The organism is Mesorhizobium sp. M0663 (genome assembly GCF_040320585.1).
Classification (GTDB): Bacteria; Pseudomonadota; Alphaproteobacteria; order Rhizobiales; family Rhizobiaceae; genus Mesorhizobium.
In genome coordinates this window covers 18969-45731 of record NZ_JAMYPX010000006.1, presented here as the reverse complement: position 1 = coordinate 45731, position 26763 = coordinate 18969, and the positions used below count along the sequence as shown (strand labels likewise).

Sequence of the window (26763 nt, the reverse complement as noted above, 5' to 3'; positions counted from 1 at the left end):
AAGGAATGCGCACAGATACCGGCCAGGTCTTCAAGCTCGAAGACTATCGCCCCAGTGATTATCTCATTCCGGAAACCAGCCTGACTTTCCGCCTTTCGCCTGAAGCAACGCATGTGACCGCCGAGCTGACGGTCGAACGCCGCGACGGGATTGCGGCGTCGGTGCCACTGGTGCTGGATGGCGACGGGCTGACGCTCCGCAGCATTGCCATCGACGGCCAGGAGCCGAGCCCTGCGGATTTTCTCGCCACGCCCGATCAACTGACAATCATCAGCCCCCCTGCGACAAGGTGCTTCCAGCTGAGAATTGAAACCGTGTTGGCGCCGGCGCAGAACGAAGCGCTAATGGGCCTCTATCGCTCGAGCGACGTCTATTGCACACAATGCGAGGCCGAAGGCTTTCGCCGCATCACTTATTTCCTCGACCGTCCCGACATCCTGTCGGTCTATACGGTCCGCATCGAAGCTCAGCGCCGTGAGGCGCCGCTGCTTTTGTCCAACGGCAACCCGGCCGGCAGCGGCGAGCTTGCCGGCGGCTGGCACTATGCGGTCTGGCACGACCCCTTCCCCAAGCCGTCCTATTTGTTTGCGCTGGTGGCGGGCGACCTCGGCAAGATCTCGGACAGTTTTGTCACCCTGTCTGGCCGCAAGGTCGAGCTCGGAATCTATGTCGAACCGGGCAAGGAGAGGCTCGCCGGCTACGCCATGGACGCTTTGAAACGGTCGATGAAATGGGACGAGGAGGCATTCGGCCGCGAATACGACCTCGATGTCTTCAACATCGTCGCCGTGTCCGACTTCAATATGGGCGCAATGGAGAACAAGGGCCTCAACATCTTCAACGACAAGTACGTTCTTGCCGACCAGGAAACTGCGACCGACGCCGATTTCGCCAATATCGAAGCCATCATCGCGCATGAGTATTTCCACAATTGGACAGGTAACAGAATCACTTGCCGCGACTGGTTCCAGCTTTGCCTGAAGGAAGGGCTGACGGTTTTCCGCGACCACGAATTCTCGGCCGATCAGCGCTCGCGCGCCGTCAAGCGCATCGCCGAGGTTCGTACGCTGCGCGCCCATCAGTTTCCCGAGGACCAAGGGCCGCTGGCGCATCCGGTCCGGCCTCGCCGCTACCGCGAGATCAACAATTTCTACACGGCGACGGTCTACGAAAAAGGCTCGGAAGTCGTGCGCATGATCCATACCATCCTCGGCGCCGAGACGTTCCGCGCCGGCATGGACCTCTACTTCGAACGTCACGACGGCCAGGCGGCGACGATCGAAGACTTCATCAAAGTGTTCGAAGACGTCTCGGGTCGCGACCTGTCGCAGTTTTCGCTGTGGTATCATCAGGCCGGTACGCCGAACCTGACCGTCAGCTCGGCGTATAATCCGGCGGCGCGGGAATTCACGCTCGAAATCGAGCAGTCGGTGCCGCCAACACCGGCGGAAAGCCGCAAGCGGCTGATGCACATTCCGCTTGCCTTCGGCCTGGTTGGCGCCGGTGGCGAGGCGATAGCCCATAGCGGCGTCGAAGGGGCGAATGTCGAGGACGGTGTCATCCATATCCGCAAACGCCGCCATGTCGTCAGGTTTTCCGGGATTGTCGAGCGTCCGGCCATGTCGCTCAACCGCGGCTTTTCGGCGCCGGTGACGCTTTCGGTCGAGCAGCGGCCCGACGATCAGTTTTTTCTGGCTGGCCACGACAGCGACGCCTTCTCGCGCTGGCAGTCGTTCAACACGCTTTTGACTGATGCGCTGATTGCCGGTTTCCGCCAGATCCTGGACCACAGGCCAACCGAGATCAGCGCCCGGCTGACCGAGCTTGCCGGCAAGACAGCCGGCGACGAAGCACTCGAACCCGCCTATCGGGCACTGGCCCTGGCGCTGCCCGGCGAGGCCGATATCGCCCGCGACATCGGCAAGAACATCGACCCCGACGTCATTTTCGCGGCGCGCGAGGCGCTGGCAGTTGCGATCGCCGGGGCCAACCGCGAGATATTCTCCAAACTTTACGATCGGCTCGCCGACAATGGCCCGTTCAGCCCGGACGCGGCCAGTGCCGGGCGGCGGGCGCTGCGCAATGTCCTGCTGGACTATCTCTCCTTGCTGCCGGGAGGTGCGGGACTCGCTGCCGGGCACTTCCAATCGGCGACCAACATGACGGATCGTGCCGCGGCGTTGACCGTTCTTGCGCACCGTCACCATGGCTCACCTGAGGCGACCAAGGCACTGGCCGATTTCGAGGCGAAATATGCAACCGATCCGCTGGTCATGGACAAATGGTTCCAGACCCAGGCCAGCGTGCCCGGCCCGCAAACCGTGGACGCGGTGCGCGCCTTGACCAGCCACCCGGCTTTCTCGATGGCCAACCCGAACCGGGTACGGGCACTCATCGGTACGTTTTCCAGCGCCAACCAGACCGGCTTCCATCGCGTCGACGGCCAAGGCTACCGGCTTTTCGTCGAAACGGTGCTGCAGGTCGAAAAACGCAACCCGCAGGTGGCCGCCAGGCTGGCGACGGCGCTCAGGTCGTGGCGCTCGCTCGAACCGGTGCGGCAGGCCAAGGCAAGGGAGGCGTTGCTTTCGATCGCCAATACCGAGAAGCTGTCGGCCGATTTGCGAGACATCGTCGAGCGCACCCTGGCGTAAGCGACCTCCCGTTCTCCCCTTGTGGGAAAACGGGAAGACCACCCGAAAACCCCATTATTTTAGTCGATTTTTAATCTTTTTTCGCCGCGCCTCTGGACAAGGCGAATCACCTTTGATTCTTTAGTGACGATTCGGAAGTGCGGCGTTGCCGGATCGTCAAGCGGGACAGAAAATCGGGGAGTGCCATTTATGGCGAAGGCGGACGCGTGGGGCGCGCCCGGCGGGACGGCGTTTGAGCGTCGCGAGGCGCGAAGCGACGGTCTCGCGGGCAATACGCGGCTCATCGCCGAACCTGCCTACCGACGGCTGCTGGCAGCCGAGCCGCTGTTGCGGCGATCGATCCCGGCCCTCATCATCATGTTTCTGTTGATCATCGCAGTACTGCGCTTTCTGTCGCTGATGAACGAGCGCGACGAGATCGAGCGCGACGCCAAGGCGATCCTTGCGCTGGCCGCCGGCCAACTGGCCAGTTCGATCGCCGACGCGACCATGGTTTCCGCGCCCGGCGCGATCCAGGACCTGCTGGAGAGCACCGGTCGTCAGGGCGCGATGGGCCGAAGCCACGTACTGGCGATCACCGATAGCGCCTTCAAGATCATTGCCGTATCGCCGCAGTCGATGCACTGGGAGGGGCGATCGCTCGATGGCGTCGTGCAGGGCGGGCAGCCGCTGTTCATGTTCGGCGACCGCGCCGGGGTAATGGAGGTCAACATCGGCGGACAGGACTGGTACGCGGCAGTGAGCCTGGCGAATGGCCGAAGGGGTGCCGCGGCAGCGTTCGTGCCGCAGGAGGCAGTTTTTGACGCCTGGCGCAAGACGGTCTCACTCAACGTCACGCTGTTCGTGCTGACGGCCGGCGTGCTGATCATCATCCTCTACGCCTATTTCGGCCAGGCGGCGCGCGCCCAGGCCGCCGATCGCATCTATCTCGAAGCCCACCAGCGCATCGACATGGCGCTGGTGCGCGGCCGCTGCGGCCTGTGGGATTGGGACATGGTGCGCGGCAAGATGTACTGGTCGCGCTCGATGTACGACATGCTGGGCTACGAGCCTTGCGACACGATGCTGTCGTTCGGCGAAGTCGATGAAATCATTCATCCCGAGGACGGCGATTTGTTCGAACTCGCCAACAGGATCGTCGCACGCGAGATCGACCATATCGACCAGGTGTTCCGGATGCGCCATGCCGACGGGCAATGGGTGTGGATGCGCGCAAGAGCACACGTTATCGACCCGGAAGCGCCGGAGATCCAGCTGATCGGCATCGCCGTCGACGTCACCGAGCAGCGGCACCTGGCGCTGCGCTCCGAAGCGGCGGACCTGCGCCTGAGGACGGCCATCGAAAACATCAACGAATCTTTCGTGCTGTGGGATTCGTCCGAACGCCTGATCATGTGCAATTCCAAATACCAGCAGGACAACGGCCTGTTGGATCGCGACGTGATGCCGGGCGCGCCGCGCGCCGTTCTGGAGGAACGCATGCTGGCCTTCGCCTCGGAGCGGCGGCTTGCCAACACCAACGGACCGCAGGGAGGCGTGACCTTCGAGCGCCAGCTTGCCGACGGCCGCTGGCTGCAGGTGAACGAGTTGCGGACAAGGGACGGCGGTACCGTCTCCGTCGGCTCCGACATCACCCAGATCAAGCTGCACCAGGAGAAGCTGGTCGACAGCGAGCGCCGGCTGATGGCGACAATCCATGACCTCAGCCTTGCCCGCCGCGCGGAAGAAGAACGGGCTCGTGAGCTCGTCGAACTCAATCGCAAATACATGAAGGAAACCGAGCGCGCCGAAGCGGCAAACCGGGCCAAATCCGAATTCCTGGCCAACATGTCGCACGAGTTGCGCACCCCGCTCAACGCGATCATCGGCTTCTCGGAACTGATGGAACGGCGGCTGTTCGGGCCGCTGGGTTCGCCGCGCTACGAAGAGTATGCCACCGACATCAACGGCAGCGGCAAATATCTTCTCGGTGTGATCAATGACATCCTCGACATGTCGAAGATCGAGGCCGGACAGTTCGCCCTGGATCAGGAAGAAATCGATCTCTGCCCGCTCATCAGGGAGACGGTTCGCGTCGTTTCTCTGCAGGCGGCGGAAAAGTCGATCACCGTCGAAACCCGCATCGCCGATTCGCTGACGCTGTTCGCCGACCGCAGGGCGATCAAGCAGATCCTCATCAACCTTCTGTCCAATGCGGTGAAGTTCACCGGGCAAGGCGGCCACATCTCGGTCAGAGCCCGCAGCATTTCCAGCGCGCTGATCCTGACGATCGAGGACAATGGCTGCGGCATCCCGAAGGCGGCGCTGAGCAAGCTCGGGCGGCCATTCGAACAGGTGCAAAACCAGTTCTCCAAGAGCCATGCCGGCTCCGGCCTCGGCCTCGCCATCTCGCGCTCGCTGGCCGAGCTTCAGGGTGGCGCGTTGAAGATCCGCTCGACCGAAAGCGTCGGCACGATCGTCTCGGTACGCATCCCGATCAAGAAAGCCGCGCAGGCGGTCAGGGCCGCTGCCTGAATGACAAAATAAGTCTCCGGCGGCTCGCGCCGCCGGAGCGGTTGTCAATTCTCACTGCATGCCGTCAGCGCCATCATTGCCCTCGCCGTCCCATTGGCGGTGACGGCCGGGACCCTTCGGCAGTTCGTTCTTCTCGATTTTCCCGTCATTGTCACGGTCGAGCACTGCGAAGACCTTCTTCTGGCGGCTGGTGATGTCATCGGCGGTCAGCGTGCCGTCGCCCTTGGTGTCGTAACGGGCGATGATGCGCCTGGCCATCTGCTCGAAGCGTGCTTTCTCCAGCGCGTCGGCGAGCTGTGCCACGGTCAGCTTGCCGCCATTGTCAGCGACCATCTTCTTCAGCCGCGCGTTCATGGCGTCGGAGAACTGGTCGAAGGTGATGGTGCCGTCATTGTCCTTCATGACCTTGTCGAGGCGCATCATCATGCCGTCGCGCGGCCCTGCGCCGGAGTGCTCGTCGGCATAGGCTGCGGTGCCGACGGCGCCGGCCAGGGCTGCGAAAACGAGCGCAAGTCTGGTTGTCTTTCTCATGGTCTTCTCCTGTTGCATCGTCACCCCCGATGCTTTCCGAAACGACCCTACGGCCCGTTACCGTCACGGCTGTCTCGCACGAAGCAGAAGGTCGAAATCCTTTCTGACCTTCTGCGACGTCTCCCCGAGATGCGCTTCAAGCACCCCGAAATCCGGCAGGTCGGTGACGGCCAGAAGCAGATCCGAAAGCCCTGGCGGAACGTCGTCGCGTTCGAACGCGCCGGTGAGGCAAAGCCGTATCATCTGGGTCAGCGCCAGATAGAGCGAATAGGCATCCACCAGTTCCTGCCTGACCTGGGCGCTGGCGAAATCCGGCGCCAGGCGCGACAGGACCTCAGCCGTGCCGGTGGCCCTGCGGCCTGCCTCGATCTTTCCGGTGATCAGCGCAACCTGGGCAATGAATTCGAGATCGATGAGGCCGCCCGGGATCTGCTTGATGTCCCAGGGATCGCGCGGCGGCTTCTCCTTGTCGACCATGGCGCGCATCTCGGATGCCTCGGCCATCACCTTGGCTGGATCGCGCGGCAGAGCGAGCACTGCGGCAACCTCTCCCTCGACCTCGCGGCAGAGCTCGGCATCGCCGCCGATCGCGCGGGCGCGCGCCAGCGCCATGTGCTCCCATGTCCAGGCGTCCTGGCGCTGATACTTCTTGAAGGCGTCGACATGGGTGGCCACCGGCCCCTTGTTGCCGGACGGCCGCAGGCGAAGGTCGAGCTCGTAGAGCACGCCCTCGGCGGTCGGCGCGGAAACGGCGGCGATCAGCCGCTGTGTCAGCCGGCTGTAGTAATGCGACGGGGCAAGCGGCTTGTCGCCGTCGGACTCCTCCGCATCGGCGTCGTGATCGTAGAGCAGGATGAGGTCGACGTCGGAGCCCGCCGTCAGTTCGCGGCTGCCGAGCTTGCCCATCCCGAGCAGCGCGACCCGGCCGCCGGCAATATAGCCATGACGCAAAGCGAATTCCGCCATCACCGCCTGCAATGCCGCCTCGATGGTCAGGTCGGCGAGATCGGAAAAAGCGCGGCCGGCGCGCGGCGGGTCGATCGACCCGGCAAGCAGCCTGACGCCGATCAGGAATTTTTGCTCCGAAGCAAAGATGCGCAGCCGGTCGAGCACGTCTTCATAGGCTCTGTCGCCTTCGAGGAAGGCGGCAAGGCGCGCCGACAGATAGGCGCGGTTTGGCAGTTCGCTCAGCAGCGCCGGATCGAGCAGCCCATCGAAGACATGCGGCCGGCGCGTGATGATGGCGGCCAGCCGCGGTGCCGCGCCCATGATAGTCGCCATCAGCTTCAGCAAAGCCGGATTCGACTGCAGCAGCGAAAACAGCTGGATGCCGGCAGGCAGGCCGGCAAGGAATTCGTCGAAGCGGATCACTGCCTCGTCCGCCCGCCGCGTCTGGCCGAAGGCTTGCAGCAGCGCCGGCGTCAGTTCGGTCAGCCGCTCGCGCGCTTCCGCCGACCTGGTGACGCGGTAGCGGCCGAAGTGCCAGCCGCGGATAACCCGGCAGATGTCGCTCGGCCGCTGGAAGCCGAGCCGCTGCAAGGTCTGCAAGGTATCGGGATCGTCGACGTCGCCGGTAAAGACCAGATTGCCGATGCCGGCCGAAAGCTCCGGCGCGGTTTCGAACAGCGCTGCATAGTGGCGCTCGACCTGGTGCAGCGCCGCGCGGAACGTTTCGGCAAAGCCTGCCGCATCGGCAAAGCCCAGCATGCGGGCGACGCGCTCCAGCCCCTCTTCGTCCTCCGGCAGGATATGCGTCTGCTGGTCGGCAACCATCTGGATGGCATGTTCGACGCGGCGCAGGAACCAGTATTGCCTGGTGAGCGCATCGCGCGCGTCGGCGGTGATCCAGCCGCGCGCGGCGAGCTCGCCGAGCATCGGCACGGTCTCGCGGCCGCGCAGTTCGGGAAAGCGGCCGCCGGCGATGAGTTGCTGGGTCTGGACGAAGAACTCGATCTCGCGGATGCCGCCGCGGCCGAGCTTGACGTTGTGGCCTTTGACCGCGACCTCGCCATGGCCCTTGTGGGCGTGGATCTGGCGCTTGATCGAATGGACGTCGGCAATCGCCGCGTAGTCCATGTATTTGCGCCAGATATAGGGCTGCAGTCCCTTCACGAACGCGGCGCCGGCGGCAACATCGCCGGCCACCGGGCGCGCCTTGATCATGGCGGCGCGCTCCCAGTTCTGGCCGCGCGCCTCATAGTAGCGCAGCGCCGCCTCGACCGGGATCGCCAGCGGCGTCGAGCCGGGGTCGGGACGAAGCCTGAGATCGGTGCGGAAGACGTAACCGTGCTCGGTGCGGTCCTGGAGGATACGGACAAGCCGGCGGGTCAGGCGCGAAAACAGCTCTGTGGCATCGAGCGGATCGACGACGGCAGGCGCATCGGGGTCGAAGAAGACGACGAGGTCGATGTCGGAGGAGAAGTTCAGCTCATGCGCGCCGAGCTTGCCCATGCCGAGCAGAATCCAGCCCGAGCGTCGCGCCGGATTTTTGGCATCCGGCAATCGGAGCTTGCCTTGCTCATGCGCGTCGCGGAGCAGGAAATCGACAGCCGCACGCGTGCAGGCGTCGGCAAGGTCGCTCAGTCGCCGCACCGTCAGCGAGGTCTCGGCTTCGCCGGCGAGATCGGCCAAGGCGATCAGGAAATGCGCCTCCGCCTTGCATTGGCGCAGCTCCATCATCAGGCTGCTTTCGGAGACGGCCTGTACGCGTGCTGCCTTGTCGACCGCGGCGCCGATCGATGATAGCCGCGCCTCGATGGCCTCGTCGAAAAGCGCATCGAGTATCCGCGGCCGGCGGCGCGCGGTATCGCGCAGGAACGGCGACAGGTCGAACACGGCGGCGAGGAAATCCTGGACGACCCCCTTGCCTGCCAAGAATTTCGCCAGTCGCGGCAGTTCTTTTTGCCGCGCGGCGTCGGCGATCTCCGACAATCCCTGCCTGGCGCGGCTTGCATCCAGCGGAACGAGCTTTATCGCCGGCTTCAACAGCCAGTCCGTTTCGAGGCGTCGCACTGCCATCCTCGCCACTATCAGCGATCCTCCCGCCCGGGAAAACTCATGACGACGGACAATCCGGGATTGCCGGGCAGAAGCTCAAGCCGTCCATTGTGGAACGTCACGATCGCCTTGGCGAGGCTCAAGCCAAGGCCGGAACCCGGCTGCGAGCGGCTCTTTTCCAGCCGCACGAAACGCTCGGTCACCCTGGCGCGGTCGACATCGTCGGGAATGCCCTGGCCGTTGTCGGAGACGGCGAGTCTGATCTCGCTACCGACACGCTCCAGCGTCACGCGAACCGTAGGCCTGGAGGTCGAGTCGGTCGAATATTTGATCGCGTTGTCGACGATGTTGGACAGCGCCTGGCCAATCAGCTCGCGATTGCCGTTGACGGCGAAGGAACCTTGCACCGAAGTTTCGAGCGTCACGCCCGCCTCCTCCGCTACCGGCTCGTAGAGTTCGACGACGTCGTGCACGGCAGCGGCCAGATCAACCCTGGTGGTGCTTTCCGAGGAATAGCCGGCTTCCAGTCGCGAGATCATCAGGATGGCGTTGAAGGTCTTTATCAGCTGATCGGATTCGGCGATCGTTCCTTCCAGCGCCTGCCGGTAGTCGCTGGTGTTGTGCTTGCCGGAAAGCGTCGCCTCGGCGCGATTGCGCAGCCTGGTCAGCGGCGTCTTCAGGTCGTGGGCGATGTTGTCGGAGACCTGCTTCAGGCCCTCGTTCAGCGTGGCGATCCTGGCCAGCATGGAATTGAGGTTTTCCGACAGCCGGTCGAACTCGTCGCCGGCGCCGGTGACCGGCAGCCGGCCGGAAAGATCGCCGCCCATGATACGGCGGCTCGCCTCGGACACGCTGTCGATGCGCTTCAGCGCCGCGCGCCCGACGAAGAACCAGATCAGCAGCCCGCCGACGCCCATCATGCCGAGCGCCAGCATCAAGGCGCGGCGAATGACGGCGCGGAAGCGCTCCGGCTCGCCGAGGTCGCGGCCGACCAGCATGATCATCTGGTTGGGCAGGCGCAGCACCAGGGCAATGGCGTTGTGGCCTTTCTCGCCTTCGGCCTGGACTTCGCTCTGGGCGGGCTCGTTCGGGTCGGAGACCGGGTTGCGCTGCCGCTCGAGCTCGCCCTCACCGAAGCGGCGGTAGGAGAACGGCTCGGTGGTCCAGCCCTCGGCCTCGATCACGCCCGGCTCCAGGCTCTGCACGTTGCCGGTCAGGATCTGGCCGTTGGCATCGGCGATCAGATAGAGATTGGCGCCGGGCTGGCGGGAGCGCTGCTCGACGACACGGACCAGCAGCGGCAAGCCGCCGCGCTGATAGGCGCGGGCGAGGCCGAGCACCTCGTCGTTGATCGTGTCCTGGGTCTGGCCGGTCAGCATGCGCGCCGACAGCGAGGTCATGTAGAACACGAGCAGCACCGCGCAGATGGCGAACAGCAGGAGGTAGAGCGCCGAAAGCCGCGCTGCCGTCGTCTTCATGATGGCCGGCACGGAAAGAGTCATGGGGTTCTAGCCGCTTTTCAGCATGTAGCCGGCGCCGCGAACCGTGTGCAGGATCGGCTTGTCGAAGCCCTTCTCGATCTTGCCCCGCAGCCGCGAGATATGAACGTCGATGACGTTGGTCTGCGGATCGAAATGGTAGTCCCAGACATTCTCGAGCAGCATGGTGCGCGTCACCACCTGGCCGGCATGGCGCATCAGATATTCGAGCAGGCGGAACTCGCGCGGCTGCAGCGTTATCTCGCGCCCGGCGCGGCGCACCGAGTGCGACAGCCGGTCGAGTTCGAGATCACCGACCCGGTAGACGGTTTCGGCTTCCCTGGCGCTGGCGCGGCGGTTCAGCACCTCGACGCGGGCGAGCAGTTCGGAAAAGGCGTAGGGCTTGGTCAGATAGTCGTCGCCGCCGGCGCGCAGACCGGTGACCCGGTCGTCGACTTCGCCGAGCGCCGACAGGATCAGCACGGGCGTCGTATTGCCTCTGGACCTGAGCCCGGCAATGACGGACAGGCCGTCGCGGCGCGGCATCATGCGATCAACGACCATGACGTCATAGTCGCCGGAATCAGCGAGCGCGAAGCCGGTTTCGCCGTCGCCGGCGACATGGGCGGTATGGCCGGCCTCGGCGAACGCCTTCTGCAGGTAGTCGGCTGCCTCGCGATCGTCTTCTATGACGAGAATCTTCATAGAACCGTTATACGCGATTTCGCTGGAAGATTGAGTGGCCGGCATATGCATCGTGGCCTTCTCCATGGCGTATCGCGAACAAAGTGATTCAGGGATACGCGGTAAGTCTTTGTTTTAGCATGTCGTAGCCTAAAACCGCTTCACGCCTTGAGCGGCATGTTCGAGCGGCAGCGGGCGATGGGAAGCCCGCTGCCGCTGGGGCGGAACACGATAACTGACTAACGTATTCAGGCCCCGTGCTTTCCCGTGCGGCGGCTCGGGGGTGTTGAAAACCGCCGCATCGGAAAAGTCGACCACTAGAGCGCCGCGCGTCCTCTTGGACGCGCAAAGGACGCTCTAGCACCTTGAATCGGCGCATGAGCCTTTCCGAAAACGGAATACGTGTTCGGGGTCATGCGCTCAGCCCTTGGCGACAGGCAGTGCGACGAAGCGGTTGCTGTCGTCGCGGGTGATCTGCATCAGCACCGCCTTGCGGCCGGACTTCACCGCGTCGGCCATCGCCTTGTCGACGTCGCCGGTGCCGTTCACTTCGGTCGAATTGACGGAGGTGATGACGTCGCCGGGCTGGATGCCGCGATCGGCGGCATCGCTGTCGGGGTCGACATCGGTCACCACAAGGCCCTTGCCATTGTCAGACTTGGTGACGGTCAGGCCGAGATCGGCGAGCGTGTCGGTCTTCGGCGCGGGGGCAGGCTGCTGGTCGGCCGAGGCCTGCTTGTCGCTCGACGGCAGCTTGCCGAGATCGACCTTAACCGCCTCGCTCTTGCCGTTGCGCCACACCGTGACATCGACAGATTTGCCGGGCGGGTAAGCGCCGATCAGGCGGGCGAGTTCCTTCGGCGAAGCAACGTCCTTGCCGTCCACCTGGGTGATCACGTCACCGGCGGTGATGCCGGCCTTCTTGCCGGGACCGTTGTCCTGTGCGCTGGCAACGAGCGCGCCCTTGCCGGACCCAAGGCCAAGCGACTCGGCGATTTCGGGCGTGACCGGCTGGATTTCGACGCCGAGCCAGCCGCGCTGGACTGTACCGTTCTTCATCAGATCCTGCACGACCTGCTTGGCGGTCGAAGCGGGAATATCGAAGGCAATGCCGACGCTGCCGCCCGACGGCGAGAAGATCGCGGTGTTGATGCCGACAACCTGGCCGTTGAGGTTGAAGGTCGGGCCGCCCGAATTGCCGCGGTTCACCGAGGCGTCGATCTGGATGAAGTCGTCATAGGGACCGGCGCCGATATCGCGGCCGCGGGCCGAGACGATGCCGGCGGTAACCGTGCCGCCGAGGCCGAACGGATTGCCGACAGCCACCACCCAGTCGCCGACGCGAACCTTGGAATCATCGGCGAAGTCGACATAGGTGAACTTGCTGCCGTCATCGACCTTGAGCACGGCAAGATCGGTGCGCGGATCGGTGCCGATCAGCTTGGCGTCGAGTTCCTTGCCGTCATTGGTCACCACGGTGAAGGCGGTGCCCTCCTCGACGACATGGTTGTTGGTGACGAGATAGCCGTCATCGGAGATGAAGAAACCGGACCCTTGCGCCACCGGCCGCGGCTGGTCGTTGTTGCGGTCACGGTGTCCAAAACGGCGCATTCCGTTCGGGCCCTGATCGCCGCCTTGATCGCCAAAGCCGCGGAATTCGCGGAAGAACCGGCGCAGCTGCGGGTTGTCGGGAAGATTGCCTAAGCCGTCCTCGTCGTCCATCTGGCCGGAACCGTCATCGGCCGTCGACTGGATCTTGGCCTTGACGCGCACGCTGACGACCGCCGGCGAAACGCGCTCGACCACATCGGCGAAGCTCGGGACCTGCGGTGCCTCGACACGCACGGCGTCGGCCAGCACCGGGGCTGTCCCGGTGGCAACAGCACCAAAGCCGATCGCGCCGGCAATGGCCAGGGATGCGGCTGCGGCCAGCAGGCGTTTACGGGTGCGAAGATATGAATTGGGGGCAACATTCATGGTTATCGTATCCTCTTTTCAAGGGACGCCCCTTGATTGGCATCCTCGACAAAGGAAATAGAGGGCCGCACATTACGGCGCCATTTCCGGTACATGAAACTTTCGTAATGTATCGATCAATCGCGGCGGAGCATCTTGTCCAGCGCCGCCTGTTCCTCGGCAGTTAATGCAGCGGTCACCGTCGAATGGCGCGAGCGGGCGGCCAGCAGGATGAATGTCCCGCCAACGAGCAGCAGAAGAACTGGCGTCCCCCAGAGCAAAACATTGCGCAGATTGAAGCGTGGCTTCAGCAGCACGAATTCGCCGTAGCGCGAAACGACATAGTCCATCACCTGCCGATCGGTATCGCCGGCGACCAGGCGCTGGCGCACAAGGATGCGCAGGTCGCGGGCGAGGTCGGCATCGGACTCGTCGATCGACTGGTTCTGGCAGACCATGCAGCGCAGGCCTTCCGACAAAGCGCGCGCCCTCGCCTCGAGTGCCGGGTCGGCGAGCACCTCGTCGGGCTTGACCGCCTGCACGGCGCCGGCGAACAACAGCGCCAGCAGCAGGACCAGCGAGGCCAGCGTGACCCTTTTCATTGCGGGCTCGCCGATGGCACGCCGGCCGCAGCCTTGCGGCGCGACGGTGCGCCGACGCGCAGGCGGCGGTCGAGCAGCGACATCGCCGCGCCCGCCATCATCACCATTCCGCCGCCCCAGATCAGCGTCACCAGCGGCTTCCACCACAGACGAACGACCACAGAGCCATCGCTGCCCTCGTCGCCAAGCGAAAGATAGAGCTGGCTGAAGCCGATCGTCCTGATGCCGGATTCGGTTGTGGTCATCTGGCGCACCGGATATGAGCGCTTGGCCGAGGTGATCTCGCCGGTGACGCTGCCGTCGGCGCCAAGCAGGGCGAAGCGGCCGCGATCCTCACTGTAGTTAGGCCCCTGGGCCGGGTAGAGTCCCTCGAAGCGCAGCTTGTGGCCGGACAGTTCGACGGTCTCGCCGGCATGCATCGACAGGATTTTTTCGGTGCCGAAGCAAAGCGTGCCGACAATGCCGAGCGTTGTCAGCCCGAGGCCGAGATGCGCAAGCGCTGTGCCGAAGACCGAGCGCGGCAGGCCGGCGAAGCGCCTGAGCATGGTGGCGGGCGCGACGGTGCCGAAGCCGGATTTGACGGCGAGATCGGAGAGCGCGCCGCAGATCAGCCAGAAGGCAAGGCCGACACCGAGTGCCGCCAACACCGAAGCGCCATCGATGAACAGGGCCGTCACCAGCACGGCGAGCAGCGCCGCCGCGAAAGCCGCCATCAGGCGCTGGGCGACCGCGAAAATGTCGCCGCGCTTCCAGGCGAGCAGCGGCCCGAACGGCACGACGACCAGCAGCGGCACCATCAGCGGGCCGAATGTCAGGTTGAAGAACGGCGCGCCGACCGAAATCTTGTCGGCAGACAGGGCTTCGACGACGAGCGGGTAGAGCGTGCCGACCAGCACGGTGGCGGTGGCGGTGGTCAGGAACAGATTGTTCAGGACCAGCGCGCCTTCGCGCGAGATCGGGTGAAACAGGCCGCCGGCCGTCAGCCGGGAGGCGCGCAAGGCAAACAGCGCCAGCGAGCCGCCGATGAACAGCGTCAGGATGCAGAGGATGAACACGCCACGCGTCGGATCGGTGGCGAATGCGTGCACCGAGGTCAGCACGCCGGAACGCACCAGGAAGGTGCCGAGCAGCGACAGTGAGAAGGTCAGGATCGCCAGAAGCAGCGTCCAGATCTTCAGCGCCGAGCGCTTTTCCATGACGATCGCCGAATGCAGCAGCGCCGTGCCCGCCAGCCACGGCATGAAGGATGCGTTCTCGACCGGATCCCAGAACCAGAAGCCGCCCCAGCCGAGCTCATAATAGGCCCAGTAGGAGCCCATGGCGATGCCGCCGGTGAGGAACATCCAGGCAACCAATGTCCACGGCCTTACCCAGCGCGCCCACGAAGCGTCAATGCGGCCCTCGATGAGGGCAGCGACAGAGAAGGAAAAGCAGATCGAGAAACCGACATAGCCGAGATAAAGCAGCGGCGGATGGATGGCGAGGCCGAGGTCCTGCAGGATCGGGTTGAGATCGCGGCCCTCGATAGGCGCCGGATTGAGCCTGACGAACGGGTTCGACGTCGTCAGGATGAACAGGAAGAAAGTGGCGCCGATCGCTCCCTGCACGGCAAGCACATTGGCCCGGAGCGTCGCCGGAAGATTGCCGCCGAAGACGGCGACGAGCGCGCCGAAGAAGGTCAGGATCAGCACCCAGAGCAGCATCGAACCTTCGTGATTGCCCCAGGTTCCGGTGATCTTGTAGATCAGCGGCTGCAGCGAATGCGAGTTCTCCCAGACGCTCTCAACCGAGAAGTCGGAGCCGGCGTAGGCGGTTGCCAGCGCCACGAAAGACAGCGCCGTCAAGGCAAAGCCGGTCAGCGCGGCCGGTGCGCCGATGGCCATCATCTTGTGGTTGCCGGTGCGCGCACCGAACAGCGGCACCATCGTCTGCACCAGGGCCAGCGCAAACGCCAGGATCAGGGCGAAATGTCCGGTTTCAACCATTGTCACCGCACCCGCTAGTCACTCTTGCTCTCCTGCCATACGCCCTTGGCCTTGAGGCCGTCGGCCACTTCCTTGGGCATATAGGTCTCGTCATGCTTGGCCAGCACGCTGTCGGCGACAAAGATTCCGTCAGGGCCAAACGAGCCTTCGGTGATCACGCCCTGCCCTTCCCGGAAGAGGTCGGGAAGAATGCCGGTATAGGTGACCTTGACGTCCTTCTGGTTGTCGGTCACCGAAAAGGCGACGGTGGCGCCTTGGCCGCGCTCGACCGTGCCTTTTTCGACGAGACCGCCGAGCCTGATGCGCTGGCCCGGCTGAAGGCTGGCGGTGGCCAGATCGGCCGGCATGTAGAAATAGGAGGCCTTCTGGCCAAGCGCATAGAAGGTCAGCCCCGTGGCAACACCGAGAAACCCCAGCCCCGCTGCGATCACCGACAGTCGTTTCTGCTTGCGCGTCATCGTCTACTCCGTCGCCGTCACGCCAAGCGAGGCGGCAAAGGCGGTGAATTTCCTGGCCTGGTCGCTGTCCGCGCCAAAGACGGCGATACCGCGATTGAGCGCGTCACGCGCCTGATCTGTCTTGCCCAGCACGGCATAGGAACGAACGAGCTGCATCCACCCTTCCTCGTCGCGCGGATTTTGCCGAAGCTTTTCGTCGAGGCCGGCAACCATGGTGCTGATCATGGCTTGCCGGTCCTGCGGCGACATCGAGGAAGCAGCATCGATATCCTCGGCGGTCGGCCCTTTCGCGGGCGCCTCCGAAGCGACGCTGCGGGCGGCGGATTCGGCCAGCGCCTGCTCGACGGCGCCGCGCCACGGCGAGCCCTGCGGCAAGGCGGCAAGCATCTTTTGCCAGGCCGCCGTGGCTTCAGCTATGCGGCCTTCCTGTGCCATGCCCATGGCGAGATAGAACGAGGCCTTCGGATTGGCCGGATCGAACTTCAACGCCGCCTCGAAAGCCGCCTGCGCTTCGGCGGAGACAATGCCGCCGGCCGCATTGGCGATCGCCTCGCCAAGACCCGCCTGGCGGGCGGCGCTGTCGCTGTCGAGGCGGATGGCGTTGCGATAGGCGGTCACCGCATCGGCGTATCGCTGCATGCGCAGATAGACCGGCGCCAGCACGTCCCAGCCGCGGCCATCGGATGGGTTGGCCGCCAGGTGCGCCTCGGCGCGGGCTATCAGCTCGTCGACCGAGCTGTCGGCGGGGTTCTTGGCCAGGCGTTCGCTGAGCGGCTGCGACGGCAGGTCGGGTGAGCCGAGCTGGCCATAGAGGCCCCAGCTGACCAGCGGAACCAGCAGCACGGCCGCCGTCGCCACCAGCCTTGTCGACCGCGACGGCTGCGTCGCCGTGTCGTCGGCGTGGCCGGCATTGCTCAGGCGAAGGATGCGGCGGGCGATTTCGGCGCGTGCCTCTTCGGCCTCCATTGGCTGGATCAGGCCACGCGCCATATCGCGGTCAAGCTCGGCCAGCTGGTCGCGATAGACTTCAAGGTCGTGATCGCCGGCAGCGGACGCGTTCTTCGATCCGCCGGCCAACGGCAGCAGCACCGCCAGGCTTGCGCCCAGCGTCAGGATTGCGGCTATGACCCAGAACAGCATGGCTCTTCCAATAGAACGAGACCCTTGCCCTGCCAACACAAGCGTGCTGCGACGCTTTGGCGGGGCCGCTCCGATCGATAATGCATGTCGTGCAAAAGTGTGCAGCGGTTTTGCGATAACGACCATGCATCAAAACAAGAACCTAAAGCGCGTCGCATGAGGCCGGTCGAACGCGACGCGCTTTAGTGCCGGACCGGAATCGGCGGATCGACGGCCGGCCAGCTACGTCAGCGGCGTCCAGCTGCCGTCGGCATTGCGGCACGCGGTTCCGCGCGCGGTGGCGCCGGCGGTGCCGGTAAACACCGTATGGGTGTATTGCCGGCAGTCCTGCGAGCCGACGCGATAGGGCTGGGCGGCGACCACTTCGCCGCGATGGGCCGAACTGTCGCTCTTCCAAGCCACTTTCTGGCCGCTCGCCGTGTATTCAAGCGCCTTGTATTCCGCCTCGAGCGCGCTGCGCTTCTCGGTCTCGCTCAGGCCGGCGCCGATAGAGCCGCCGACGAGGCCGCCGCCCATGGCGGAGATGATCGTCGTCGCCACCTTGGCGCCGCTGGGGGGCGTCGCGGCCGGCGTCACCGTAACGGCCGGGCCCTTGCCGAGCGTTGTGCAGCCGGAGACGGCGAGCAGGGCGGAAACGAGCGCGACGCGAATCTTCATGCCAATACCGGCTTTCTTGAGCTGGACCGCCGCGCTGTCAGCAGCTGGCGCGGCCATAATGTCGATGTTTGTCGGAAATTTGGCCGCAGCCGGCCACCTGGAAAAGCAATCTGGAAAAGCATTACTGAAGGCTCCGCAATCGAACCATCGCCTTCAATCCACCCATGACGGATCGTTCCAGCGCCAGAGAGCCTCCATACTCGTTGACAAGGTCGGCGACAATGGCAAGTCCGAGCCCGCTGCCCGGTTTTGTCTCGTCGAGACGCCGGCCGCGCTGCAACACCTCGCGCGCCTTGTCGTCGGGAATGCCGGGGCCGTCATCCTCGATGCTGATCTCGAACAGGTTGGCTGCGCCTTCCGTGCCAGCGCCACCCTTGCTGGAGATTGGCTTGACCGAAACGGCGACCGCGCTCCTTGCCCATTTCATCGCATTGTCGAACAGATTGCCGAGCAGCTCCTCCAGGTCCTCGCGTTCGCCGGCAAAGACGATGTCGGTGGCCGGCAGTGAGAGCGACAGCGCCGTCTGCGGGTTGAGCTTCTGCAGCACCCGAACCATGCGCTGGACCAGCGGCGCCACCGGCGTACGGTAGACGACGCTGTCCCGCTGCGCGGCGACGCGGGCACGTTGCAGATAATGGTCCACTTGCTTTTGCATGGAAGCGGCCTGCTCGGCGATCAGCTGACCCTTGGCGCCACCCAGCGCCCGTCCCTCGTTGAGCAGCACGGCAAGCGGCGTCTTCAGCGAGTGAGCCAGGTTGCCGACCTGCGTGCGCGACCGCTCGACGATACGCCTGTTGTTCTCGATCAGCGCATTGGTCTCGTTGGCGAGCGGCTCGATCTCGGCCGGGAAACGGCCGTCTAGGCGCTGCGCGGTTCCTTCGCGCACCATGGCAAGCGCATTCCTGACCCGGCGCAGCGGCTGCAGGCCGAGCAGGATGGCAATCGCATTGATGGCGATCATGCCGACGCCGAACAGCGACAGATAGGTCAAAAGGCGCCGCTGGAAGGTGGCGATTTCCTGCTCGAGCTCGGTCTGGTTGCCCATGACGCGGAAGCGCGCGGCGCGGTTTTTCGCATCGAGCACGAACTCGCTCTCGAACACCTCCAACTGCTCGCCTTCGATGCCGTCCGCTGAATAGCTGCGCTGGAAGCTGGCATTGAAGGGCACCTCGGCAACGCTTGGCGACGGGATCGCCTTGGTCATCGACGACGAATGGAGATCGCCGTGCACGCCTTCCGAGGCAGGCTCGACCGACCAGTACCAGCCGGAATTCGGTTCCGAGAACCTCAAATCACCAAGGTCGGGGGCGCCGGTCAATTGGCCGCTTTCAGAAACGCCGACCGAGCCGATCAGGTTGAACAGATGCGCCGAAAGCAGGCTGTCGAAACCGCGCTCGCTGGCCTGGCGATAGAGCGTGGTGATCAAGGTGAAGATGACGACCAGAGTGAGGATCGCCCAGACCGTGGAAAAGGCGATGACGCGAAACGCCACCGAACGCGGCCATGACCGCAGCGACGGCGTGTTCGAGACGGCGGGTTTTGTAGGCAGCGGTTCCGCGTTACGCCTCCGGCTTACGCATGCGGTAGCCCATGCCGCGAACAGTTTCGATCATGTCGATGCCCATCTTCTTGCGAAGCCGTCCGACAAAGACCTCGATCGTGTTGGAATCGCGGTCGAAATCCTGGTCGTAGAGATGCTCGACCAGCTCGGTCCGGGACACCACCTCGCCCATGTGGTGCATCAAATAGGCAAGCAAGCGGAATTCGTGCGAGGTCAGCTTCAGCGGCACGCCGTCGACGTCGGCCTTGGAGGCCTTGGTGTCGAGGCGGAGCGGCCCGCAGGTCAGTTCGGACGAAGCGTGCCCGGCAGCACGCCGGATCAAGGCCCGCACCCTGGCCAGGATTTCCTCGATGTGGAAGGGTTTGGTGACGTAGTCGTCGGCGCCGGCGTCGATGCCGGCAACCTTGTCGCTCCAGCGGTCGCGTGCCGTCAGGATCAGCACCGGCATCTTGCGGCCGCCGCGCCGCCAGCGCTCGACCACGCTGATGCCGTCCATCTGCGGCAGGCCGATATCGAGCACCGCGGCATCATAGGGCTCGGTGTCGCCGAGAAAAAGCCCTTCCTCGCCGTCGAAAGCGCGGTCGACGACATAGCCGGCATCGACCAGCGCATCGCCGATCTGCCGGTTGAGATCCTTGTCATCTTCGACGACGAGTACGCGCATGCGGAAGGCCTGTTGAAGCTGTTCAGATATAGGCCGATTCCGGCAGACTGGGAAACGGCACGGTTCAGTTCAGCGGAACGACGATCTCCGAGCGACGGGGACGCTGCCCGTCCTTGCCCGGAACGAGCACGACGATGACGCAGACCGGCTGGCCGCCGCGTGTCGACTGCGAGGCCTTGGCCAGGGTGCCGCCATTCTGCTCGGCCACCTGCTGGCCGATCGCGTAGCAGTCGGACGCGGCGAGGACGACCGGCTGAGTCCACTCGGGCACGACAGCGGGGATCGCCATCGCTTGCGACGCAAGCAGACCGGCGGCTGACAGCGCCAGTGCCGCGGTCCGGAAGTGGGAGCGAAGGGTTTTCATGGTCAGCGTTCTAACGCGCCGGTGCTGAACGTGATATGAACGGTGAACGCTCGAATGCATGCCCGCCACACCCCTGAAGCGCGAGATTACCGGATTGCCATTTCGCCGCCCGGCTCCGCGAAATCGCCAATGTTTAACCTAGCCCTCCAATCCTTCGCCGACAACCGGCGTCATCTGGCGGGCAGGACCATTTGGGAGGACGAAGCATCCGGCCCAAGGCAACCGATGGCAGTTCAGGCGAACCGAACCTGAAACAAAAAAACCGCCTCTGCGGCGGGTCGTTGGCGCCATCAGCACCATAGGGGAATTAGTAGCATAGCTGCCGGCACAAAGCAAGAACAAAATTGCTCGATTTGCAAAAAGTGCCCGGTGGTCAGCCCTCGTCCTTGATCACGGCGCGGAAGCGCAGCAGCCCGTGATGGGCCGAAAGGTCCTCGTCGTAGCGGGCTTCGGCGAATTCGAGCTTGAGGTAGGCGCGGCGATGTTCGCCGAGCGAGAGAGCCGTATCGCGCAGGCGGGTGCTAACAAGGTCCATGATGTCATTGGTTTCCTTGCTGGCCTCTGATTTCGACCAGACATGCAACGTCAGCAACTGTTCTGCGTCGTTCTCCATCCCCGTTGCCCAATCGTAGACGCTGGTGCGGCCGAAGGTCATGTGGGGGAACGCAACATTTTCCGGCGCATGGTCGAACAATCTTGCATCGCCCAGTGCCGCCGACAGGTGGGGATCGCCGTTCACTGCCTCGAATATGGCCCTCTGCAATTCGACGGCGGGCGCGGTCATCGTCTTTCCCTTCGCCCGTCGCGTCGACCTCCCGGCTGCGTAGCTGCGTTGCATGAAGGCATCCCGGCAAAGCGCGAATCAGCGCGTCTCATGCGGATTATGAACCTTCATGATCTCGGCAATAAGCCCTGCTCCTGCAACCCGCGACGGCACGGCCGACGAAGCCGATGCGTTTGCTTCCTGGCTGCAGCTGGAATGGGAAATGTCAGGCTCATGATTTGGGCTGTATCGATGCGGATACTGCCTGCTTGACTGTCCGCGACGCCCGCTTCTTCTTCGGGGCGACCGGATTCAGAGCCGCCGCCGCGCGGTCCGCCTCTTCCTTGGCCAGTCGCAATTCCCTCAGCCTTGCCGTCTTGATGGTCCTGGCCTTCGCCTCCGAGAGATATTCGGCAGTTGCTTTGTTCCGCTCCGCCGTCTTCTTTTGATTTTCCATGAAGCGAGCCTCAGATTTTCCCATGATGTTCTGATTGCCTTGGGCCATCGGTAAAATCTCCTTGCAGCTAAAGTCGAAAACGTGAATTTCACTGTAAGATAGGTGTTTCACAGCGGAAATTCAATTCTCAGGCATTTGGCATGACCCAACTGTGGTGAGAGACCTGGCAGAAATAATACCTGTTAATATTATCGCGGATCGCAAGATTCTCTGGCGCTCCCGCAAATCGAGTATCCAGCGAGTCTTCCGAGAGAACCAACGCCGGACGATACGGTGCGACCCGCAAAGAGCGGGACAAGCGTCCCGTGTGACGACTGCCAATCCTCGGCACCTCGCGCAAGCGGCTGCACCATGCCCCTACTGCGTCTCGCCGCTGATCACCTCGGCATGGTCCTTGATGATGGTAGAAACGAAGCGGATGACGGCGCGCATCGGCGCCTCCGCCCCGATTTCACGGCGATAGACGAGCGACACCGGATGACTGCCGAGAATGTCGGGGGCAAGGCGCACCATCCGCAGTTCAGCTTCGGCCAACATGCAGGGCATTACCGCCAGACCGGCGCCACTCAGAGCCGCCGCCAGCATTTCCGTCATTTCGGCAACGCGAAGGACAATTGTCGCGCCGGCGCCGTGCGCCTCAACCCATTTGGCGCCGGGGACGCCGGCAAGGCTTGCGTGAAATCCAATGATCTCGTGTCCGGCCAGCTGGCGAGGATCGATGGGCATCGGGTGACGGTCGAGATAGCGCTGGGACGCATAGATCGACCAGCCCGCAACACAAAGCTTCTGCGCGATCAAATCGTCTGCGGCGACGGTGCCGATCCTGACCGCTAGGTCGGCCTCGCCGTGCTGCAGGTCCACGGGCCTGCTGCCGCTCGTCAGTTCAAGATTGATATCGGGGTGGGTCTTATGGAACCCGGCCATACGCTCGGCAAAAAGGGGGCTGAAGCCCGACGGCAGTGCCAGCCGAACGCTATTCTTGCCCGAACGCACAAGCGCCGTCAGTGCTTGCATGGTACGTTCAAGGTCATCACCGAGCGGCAGCAATGTCTGGCCAAGCGGCGTGATCTCGATGCCTTGCCGCGTTCGCACGACAAGCGAAACCCCGAGTGCCGCCTCAAGAGCAGCAAGGCGCCGGCTGATCGTCGTGTGACGCACGCCGAGCACGCGCGCTGCTCCCGACAACGTTCCCGCGCGGGCGGCAGCGAGAAAGTAGCGCAAATCGTTCCAGTCCGGTTCGCCGGTCTTGGTCACGAACCTAGTCTAGATCAATTCCTCGCCGCGCACCTGTGCAGTTTTGCACAAGCATGCGCGGAAATTGCAAATCGCCTGAATTTGACGTCCGCGCGAGAATAGGCCTGATCCAATTCAGGGAAGCGATCGATGGATATCGAAGGTTTGCGAACGATGGTGGCGCGGCACGCGACGTCGGCCAATGCGTTGGTGGCGCTCGGTTTGGCGATGGAGGCGCGTATTTCCGGCACGCCACTCGAGGGCAGTGTGGCCCGGCGCACAGGGGCCGTGCTTGCCGAACTCGGCGCCTCCGACGTCGTGGCAAGTGCTGGCGTCATCGAACTTACGCCGGTGCTGGCCAGCATCCGGGTCGACCTGCTTTCAGGTGGCAAGCTGCTGTCGCGCTCCTCCGAAAGCGTCGAGGCCCTGGAAGCCCGTTTACGCCAGGCCTTCGGCGACGTTTCATCTGGCTTCCCGGCGTTGCTGAAGCGGCTGATCGCGCCACAACTGGCCGGTTTGCCGGAGAGGCTCGCCGCACCGGGCGCAGCCTTCCTGGATATCGGCGTCGGCGTCGGCGCCCTGTCGGTGTCGATGCTGCGGCAATGGCCCGGCCTGAAGGCGGTCGGTGTCGATCCCTTGCCTGAAGCCATCGCGCAGGCCGCTGCCAACGTCAGGGCAGCCGGGCTCGAACATCGCATCGAACTGCACACCGGGCTGGGCCAGGATATCGCGGACACGGACGCGTTCGACCTTGTTTTCGTACCAAGCGCCTTCATCCCCGAGCCGGATGTCAGGGCCATCGTCAAGCGCAGCCACGCCGCGTTGCGGCCCGGCGGCTGGCTGCTGCTGGCAATGGTCAATCCTGGACCGGATGCACTGGGAGACGCCCTCGCCCGCCTCCGCACCACAATGTGGGGCGGCACGGTCTTTGAAAAAGGCGCAGCCCAGGACCTGGTCGATCAGAGCGGCTATGCCGACAGCCGGTTGCTGCCCGGCCCGACCGGGGCGCCTGTCGCCTTCGTCGCCGGGCGTAAGCGGGGCTAACGGTTTCCAGGAGCGGACGATGAAACTGCTGATCTTCGGCGCTTCCGGTGCGACGGGTCGACTGCTTGTCTCGGCGGCGTTGGCGAAGGGCCATGCGGTGACCGCCTTCGTCCGCACGCCGGGCAAGCTTGCCATCAGCCACGAAAATCTGAAGGTGATCGTCGGAAACGTCGCCGATCGGCAGGCAGTCGAACGCGCCGTTGTTAGGTATGATGCGGTTTTCAGCTGTCTTGGGGTGGGCGTGCCGCTGAAACGCGATCCGGCCGTCGTTGCCGGCATCGGCTTCATCGTCGCGGCGATGCAGCAGGCCGGCCCCGAACGGCTCATCTATCTTTCATTCCTTGGCGTTCGCGACGGCCGGCGGCAACTAGGCCTCCTGTTGGGCAACATCATCGTGCCATTGGTGCTGCGCAATGAGGTGACGGACCATGAGGTGAAGGAAAGCCTGGTCGTTCAATCCAGTCTCGACTGGACCATCGTGCGGCCGCCCAAGCTGAGCAATGGAGCGGCAACGGGTGAATTCCGCCATGGCAATGGCATCCGGGCGGCATCGCTGCTGCCGACACTGGCGCGGGCCGACGTAGCGGCCTTCATGCTCGCCCAGATCAACGACACCACCTACTCGCGCAGGACAGTCAGCATCCTGCGCTGACGCCGCACGGGAGCCGTCTTCCCCTCGACAAACCTCCCGCTTATCTTCATCGCCCTTATCTTCATCGCCCTTGTAGGCAGCGCCAAAATGGACGAATAGTCATAGCGGCGCGCCGCCGTGAAATTGCCGGTATGCGGTTTCTCAGTTGGCGGCATCGCCGCAGCCGGATCCTGGAATGGCCAGTCCTTTGGAACCACGCAAGAGAAGAGGTCCGGTCGCCGCTAGGCTGCTGGCGGTGGATGCGTGGATCGATTCCTCGGTCTACGAAATCGGCTTCAGGGCGCGCCAGTTCTGGGAGGCGGCGACCATCTTCTCGCGGCGTTTCCGCGTCGGCGGCTGGCGCCGCGGCCTGATCGAACTGTTGAGTGAAGGCTTTACGCTCGGTGCCGGCGGCATCGTCGTGCTTTTGGCGCTGGCCTTGCCGGCCTTCCAGATAACCGCCGGCGACTGGCGCACGCAAGGCGACTTCGCCGTCACCTTCCTCGACCGCTACGGCAACGAGATCGGTCAGCGCGGCATCATCCAGCGCGATTCAGTGCCGGTCGACGAGATGCCCGACCATGTCATCAAGGCGGTGCTGGCGACCGAGGACCGCCGTTTCTTCGACCATTACGGCATCGATGTGCTCGGCCTGTCGCGCGCCATATTCGAGAATGTGCGGGCAAATTCCGTCGTCCAGGGTGGCTCGAGCATCACCCAACAGCTGGCCAAGAACCTGTTCCTGACCAATGAGCGGACATTCGAGCGCAAGATCAAGGAAGCGTTCCTGTCGCTGTGGCTCGAAGCCAATCTGTCGAAGAAGGAAATCCTGCAGCTTTACCTCGACCGCGCCTATATGGGCGGCGGCACCTTCGGCATCGAGGCGGCAGCCGATTTCTATTTCGGCAAGAGCGTCAAGGACCTGAACCTTGCCGAGGCGGCGATGCTGGCCGGCCTGTTCAAGGCGCCGACCAAATATGCGCCGCACATAAACCTGCCCGCCGCCCGGGCGCGGGCCAACGTGGTGCTGTCCAATCTGGTCGATTCCGGCTTCATGACCGAAGGTCAGGTGCTGCAGGCAAGGCTGCACCCGGCCGAAATCGTCGACCGCGGCGAGCAGAAGAGCCCCGACTATTACCTCGACTGGGCCTTCGACGAGGTCAAGAAGATCGCCGCCAAAGGCGGCCCGCACTCGCTTGTCGCCCACACCACCTTCGATGCCAACATTCAGAAGGCGGCCGAAGAATCGATGGAGTTCCACCTCCGCCAGTTCGGCAAGGAATACAACGTCACCGAGGGCGCCATCGTCGTCATCGAGACCAATGGCGCGGTCAGGGCGATCGTCGGCGGCCGCGACTACGGCGCCAGCCAGTTCAACCGCGCCACCAAAGCGCTTCGCCAGACCGGCTCCTCGTTCAAGCCCTATGTCTATGCGACGGCGATGGAGCATGGCTTCACGCCGGATTCGGTGGTTTCCGGCGGACCCATCTCCTGGGGCAGCTGGTCGCCCCACAATTACAATGGCGGGTCGGCCGGCAACGTCACGCTGATCACGGCGATGGCCAAATCGATCAATACGGTGCCGGTGCGGCTGGCCAAGGATTATCTCGGCATCAAGCCGATCAAGGCGATGGCCGAGGCGATGGGCGTCGAGTCGCCGCTTGAATCGCACAAGACCATGGTGCTCGGCACGTCGGGCATGACCGTGATGGACCAGGCGACGGGTTACAGCGTGTTTGCCCAGAACGGCCTTGCCGGAACCCGGCACGGCGTCAGCCAACTCTTTACCCGTACCGGCGAGGTGGTCTACGACTTCGCCAAGGATGCGCCGCCGCCGCACCGGGTGCTGTCGGAGCAGGCGCTCAAATACATGAACACCATGCTGGCGGCGGTGCCGGTGATCGGCACGGCCCGGCGCGCGGCCCTTCCAAACATCGTCGTCGCCGGCAAGACCGGCACGACCCAGTCCTACCGCGATGCCTGGTTTGTCGGCTTTACCGGCAACTACACGGCCGCCGTCTGGCTCGGCAATGACGACTTCACCGCGACCAACAAGATGACCGGCGGCACGCTGCCGGCTATGGTGTGGCAGCGGCTGATGCTCTATGCGCACCAGCACATCGATCTCAAGCCGATCCCTGGCCTCGATCACCCCTTCGTCGATGCCGAAATCGCCGCCAAGGCCGAGGAAGTGGAAAAGAAGAACGCCGAACAGGCAGCTGCCGATGCCGCCGCCGAGCGTCCGCCGGTGCTGTCCAGCCGGACCACCCAGACCCTGAAGGAACTGACCAGGCTGTTCCAGGCGGCACCCGTGCTCGATGCGCCCGCTGCGCCGGAGACCCTGTCGGCGCTGTGACGGCCAATTGCGCGGGGCCGCTTGCCACAAGGCCGTG

The 26763-nt window shown here is 64.0% G+C and carries 21 protein-coding genes; 5 read left to right on the top strand and 16 right to left on the bottom strand.

Translation table 11 applies throughout. The annotated features are described in order from the left end of the window. Positions 1-5 precede the first annotated feature (5 nt). Both pepN and NKI54_RS13990 read left to right on the top strand, forming a co-directional pair. Positions 6-2651 (top strand): aminopeptidase N, encoded by a 2646-nt coding sequence (gene pepN, locus NKI54_RS13995; RefSeq protein ID WP_352691748.1) that lies wholly within the window; start codon positions 6-8, stop codon positions 2649-2651. A gap of 189 nt (positions 2652-2840) precedes the next feature. Next, positions 2841-5165 carry a PAS domain-containing sensor histidine kinase gene (locus NKI54_RS13990; protein WP_352622511.1) on the top strand — a complete coding sequence of 775 codons (2325 nt, stop codon included), beginning with the start codon at positions 2841-2843 and terminating at the stop codon, positions 5163-5165. Between the two features lie 51 nt (positions 5166-5216). Here NKI54_RS13990 and NKI54_RS13985 read toward each other — a convergent pair whose 3' ends face one another. The 16 genes from NKI54_RS13985 to NKI54_RS13910 all read right to left on the bottom strand — a co-directional run bounded on the left by NKI54_RS13985 (position 5217) and on the right by NKI54_RS13910 (position 22716). Further along, positions 5217-5696, bottom strand: a complete 480-nt coding sequence (locus NKI54_RS13985; RefSeq protein ID WP_352591942.1) for an EF-hand domain-containing protein — start codon at positions 5694-5696, stop codon at positions 5217-5219. A gap of 63 nt (positions 5697-5759) precedes the next feature. Next, positions 5760-8714: a bifunctional [glutamine synthetase] adenylyltransferase/[glutamine synthetase]-adenylyl-L-tyrosine phosphorylase gene (locus tag NKI54_RS13980; RefSeq protein ID WP_352691826.1), complete on the bottom strand. Its 2955-nt coding sequence runs from the start codon at positions 8712-8714 to the stop codon at positions 5760-5762. 11 nt (positions 8715-8725) lie between these two features. Next, positions 8726-10195, bottom strand: a complete 1470-nt coding sequence (locus NKI54_RS13975; RefSeq protein ID WP_352591936.1) for a sensor histidine kinase — start codon at positions 10193-10195, stop codon at positions 8726-8728. A gap of 6 nt (positions 10196-10201) precedes the next feature. Continuing rightward, the gene (locus NKI54_RS13970; protein ID WP_254819962.1) at positions 10202-10876 is read right to left on the bottom strand and encodes a response regulator transcription factor; all 675 of its coding nucleotides are present in this window, start codon (positions 10874-10876) and stop codon (positions 10202-10204) included. Positions 10877-11275: 399 nt separating this feature from the next. Continuing rightward, positions 11276-12832 carry a Do family serine endopeptidase gene (locus NKI54_RS13965; protein WP_352691746.1) on the bottom strand — a complete coding sequence of 519 codons (1557 nt, stop codon included), beginning with the start codon at positions 12830-12832 and terminating at the stop codon, positions 11276-11278. Positions 12833-12948: 116 nt separating this feature from the next. Then, positions 12949-13413 carry a cytochrome c-type biogenesis protein gene (locus NKI54_RS13960; protein WP_352569863.1) on the bottom strand — a complete coding sequence of 155 codons (465 nt, stop codon included), beginning with the start codon at positions 13411-13413 and terminating at the stop codon, positions 12949-12951. Beyond that, positions 13410-15398 (bottom strand): heme lyase CcmF/NrfE family subunit, encoded by a 1989-nt coding sequence (locus NKI54_RS13955; RefSeq protein WP_352691744.1) that lies wholly within the window; start codon positions 15396-15398, stop codon positions 13410-13412. Before NKI54_RS13955 ends, NKI54_RS13960 begins: the two co-directional genes overlap by 4 nt. A 14-nt stretch (positions 15399-15412) precedes the next feature. Continuing rightward, positions 15413-15856 (bottom strand): cytochrome c maturation protein CcmE, encoded by a 444-nt coding sequence (ccmE, locus tag NKI54_RS13950; RefSeq protein WP_352471012.1) that lies wholly within the window; start codon positions 15854-15856, stop codon positions 15413-15415. A 3-nt stretch (positions 15857-15859) separates the two neighbouring features. Then, entirely contained in the window at positions 15860-16996 is a 1137-nt protein-coding gene (ccmI, locus tag NKI54_RS13945; protein WP_352636418.1) for a c-type cytochrome biogenesis protein CcmI, read from the bottom strand. Positions 16997-17218: 222 nt separating this feature from the next. After that, the gene (locus NKI54_RS13940; protein WP_023677823.1) at positions 17219-17653 is read right to left on the bottom strand and encodes an RT0821/Lpp0805 family surface protein; all 435 of its coding nucleotides are present in this window, start codon (positions 17651-17653) and stop codon (positions 17219-17221) included. 121 nt (positions 17654-17774) lie between these two features. Next, positions 17775-19202 (bottom strand): ATP-binding protein, encoded by a 1428-nt coding sequence (locus tag NKI54_RS13935; RefSeq protein ID WP_051406157.1) that lies wholly within the window; start codon positions 19200-19202, stop codon positions 17775-17777. A 10-nt stretch (positions 19203-19212) separates the two neighbouring features. Next, positions 19213-19878, bottom strand: a complete 666-nt coding sequence (locus tag NKI54_RS13930; RefSeq protein ID WP_352636416.1) for a response regulator transcription factor — start codon at positions 19876-19878, stop codon at positions 19213-19215. Positions 19879-19942: 64 nt separating this feature from the next. After that, the gene (locus NKI54_RS13925; protein ID WP_352449043.1) at positions 19943-20242 is read right to left on the bottom strand and encodes a hypothetical protein; all 300 of its coding nucleotides are present in this window, start codon (positions 20240-20242) and stop codon (positions 19943-19945) included. A gap of 373 nt (positions 20243-20615) precedes the next feature. Further along, on the bottom strand, positions 20616-21026 hold the full coding sequence (locus NKI54_RS13920; RefSeq protein ID WP_023677827.1) for a DUF3168 domain-containing protein: 411 nt from the start codon (positions 21024-21026) through the stop codon (positions 20616-20618). Positions 21027-21237: 211 nt separating this feature from the next. Continuing rightward, positions 21238-21510: a hypothetical protein gene (locus tag NKI54_RS13915; protein WP_352636439.1), complete on the bottom strand. Its 273-nt coding sequence runs from the start codon at positions 21508-21510 to the stop codon at positions 21238-21240. A 309-nt stretch (positions 21511-21819) separates the two neighbouring features. After that, positions 21820-22716, bottom strand: a complete 897-nt coding sequence (locus tag NKI54_RS13910) for a LysR family transcriptional regulator (protein WP_352636415.1) — start codon at positions 22714-22716, stop codon at positions 21820-21822. Positions 22717-22845: 129 nt separating this feature from the next. On the opposite strand from NKI54_RS13910, the gene NKI54_RS13905 reads away from it, so the two are divergent. From NKI54_RS13905 to NKI54_RS13895, 3 genes are all read left to right on the top strand, one after another. Beyond that, on the top strand, positions 22846-23739 hold the full coding sequence (locus NKI54_RS13905; protein WP_352636414.1) for a methyltransferase domain-containing protein: 894 nt from the start codon (positions 22846-22848) through the stop codon (positions 23737-23739). Positions 23740-23758: 19 nt separating this feature from the next. Beyond that, a complete protein-coding gene (locus tag NKI54_RS13900) occupies positions 23759-24391 on the top strand; it encodes an NAD(P)-dependent oxidoreductase (protein WP_352636413.1) in 633 nt (210 codons plus the stop codon). Between the two features lie 175 nt (positions 24392-24566). Continuing rightward, on the top strand, positions 24567-26726 hold the full coding sequence (locus NKI54_RS13895) for a transglycosylase domain-containing protein (RefSeq protein WP_352636412.1): 2160 nt from the start codon (positions 24567-24569) through the stop codon (positions 26724-26726). Positions 26727-26763: the final 37 nt, after the last annotated feature.

Excerpts from the sequence above, each read along its gene's own strand:
- pepN (WP_352691748.1), top strand. The coding sequence starts at position 6 with ATGCGCACAGATACCGGCCAGGTCTTCAAGCTCGAAGACTATCGCCCC.
- NKI54_RS13990 (WP_352622511.1), top strand. The coding sequence starts at position 2,841 with ATGGCGAAGGCGGACGCGTGGGGCGCGCCCGGCGGGACGGCGTTTGAG.
- NKI54_RS13985 (WP_352591942.1), bottom strand. The coding sequence starts at position 5,696 with ATGAGAAAGACAACCAGACTTGCGCTCGTTTTCGCAGCCCTGGCCGGC.
- NKI54_RS13980 (WP_352691826.1), bottom strand. The coding sequence starts at position 8,714 with ATGGCAGTGCGACGCCTCGAAACGGACTGGCTGTTGAAGCCGGCGATA.
- NKI54_RS13975 (WP_352591936.1), bottom strand. The coding sequence starts at position 10,195 with ATGACTCTTTCCGTGCCGGCCATCATGAAGACGACGGCAGCGCGGCTT.
- NKI54_RS13970 (WP_254819962.1), bottom strand. The coding sequence starts at position 10,876 with ATGAAGATTCTCGTCATAGAAGACGATCGCGAGGCAGCCGACTACCTG.
- NKI54_RS13965 (WP_352691746.1), bottom strand. The coding sequence starts at position 12,832 with ATGAATGTTGCCCCCAATTCATATCTTCGCACCCGTAAACGCCTGCTG.
- NKI54_RS13960 (WP_352569863.1), bottom strand. The coding sequence starts at position 13,413 with ATGAAAAGGGTCACGCTGGCCTCGCTGGTCCTGCTGCTGGCGCTGTTG.
- NKI54_RS13955 (WP_352691744.1), bottom strand. The coding sequence starts at position 15,398 with ATGGTTGAAACCGGACATTTCGCCCTGATCCTGGCGTTTGCGCTGGCC.
- ccmE (WP_352471012.1), bottom strand. The coding sequence starts at position 15,856 with ATGACGCGCAAGCAGAAACGACTGTCGGTGATCGCAGCGGGGCTGGGG.
- ccmI (WP_352636418.1), bottom strand. The coding sequence starts at position 16,996 with ATGCTGTTCTGGGTCATAGCCGCAATCCTGACGCTGGGCGCAAGCCTG.
- NKI54_RS13940 (WP_023677823.1), bottom strand. The coding sequence starts at position 17,653 with ATGAAGATTCGCGTCGCGCTCGTTTCCGCCCTGCTCGCCGTCTCCGGC.
- NKI54_RS13930 (WP_352636416.1), bottom strand. The coding sequence starts at position 19,878 with ATGCGCGTACTCGTCGTCGAAGATGACAAGGATCTCAACCGGCAGATC.
- NKI54_RS13925 (WP_352449043.1), bottom strand. The coding sequence starts at position 20,242 with ATGAAAACCCTTCGCTCCCACTTCCGGACCGCGGCACTGGCGCTGTCA.
- NKI54_RS13920 (WP_023677827.1), bottom strand. The coding sequence starts at position 21,026 with ATGACCGCGCCCGCCGTCGAATTGCAGAGGGCCATATTCGAGGCAGTG.
- NKI54_RS13915 (WP_352636439.1), bottom strand. The coding sequence starts at position 21,510 with ATGGCCCAAGGCAATCAGAACATCATGGGAAAATCTGAGGCTCGCTTC.
- NKI54_RS13905 (WP_352636414.1), top strand. The coding sequence starts at position 22,846 with ATGGATATCGAAGGTTTGCGAACGATGGTGGCGCGGCACGCGACGTCG.
- NKI54_RS13900 (WP_352636413.1), top strand. The coding sequence starts at position 23,759 with ATGAAACTGCTGATCTTCGGCGCTTCCGGTGCGACGGGTCGACTGCTT.
- NKI54_RS13895 (WP_352636412.1), top strand. The coding sequence starts at position 24,567 with ATGGCCAGTCCTTTGGAACCACGCAAGAGAAGAGGTCCGGTCGCCGCT.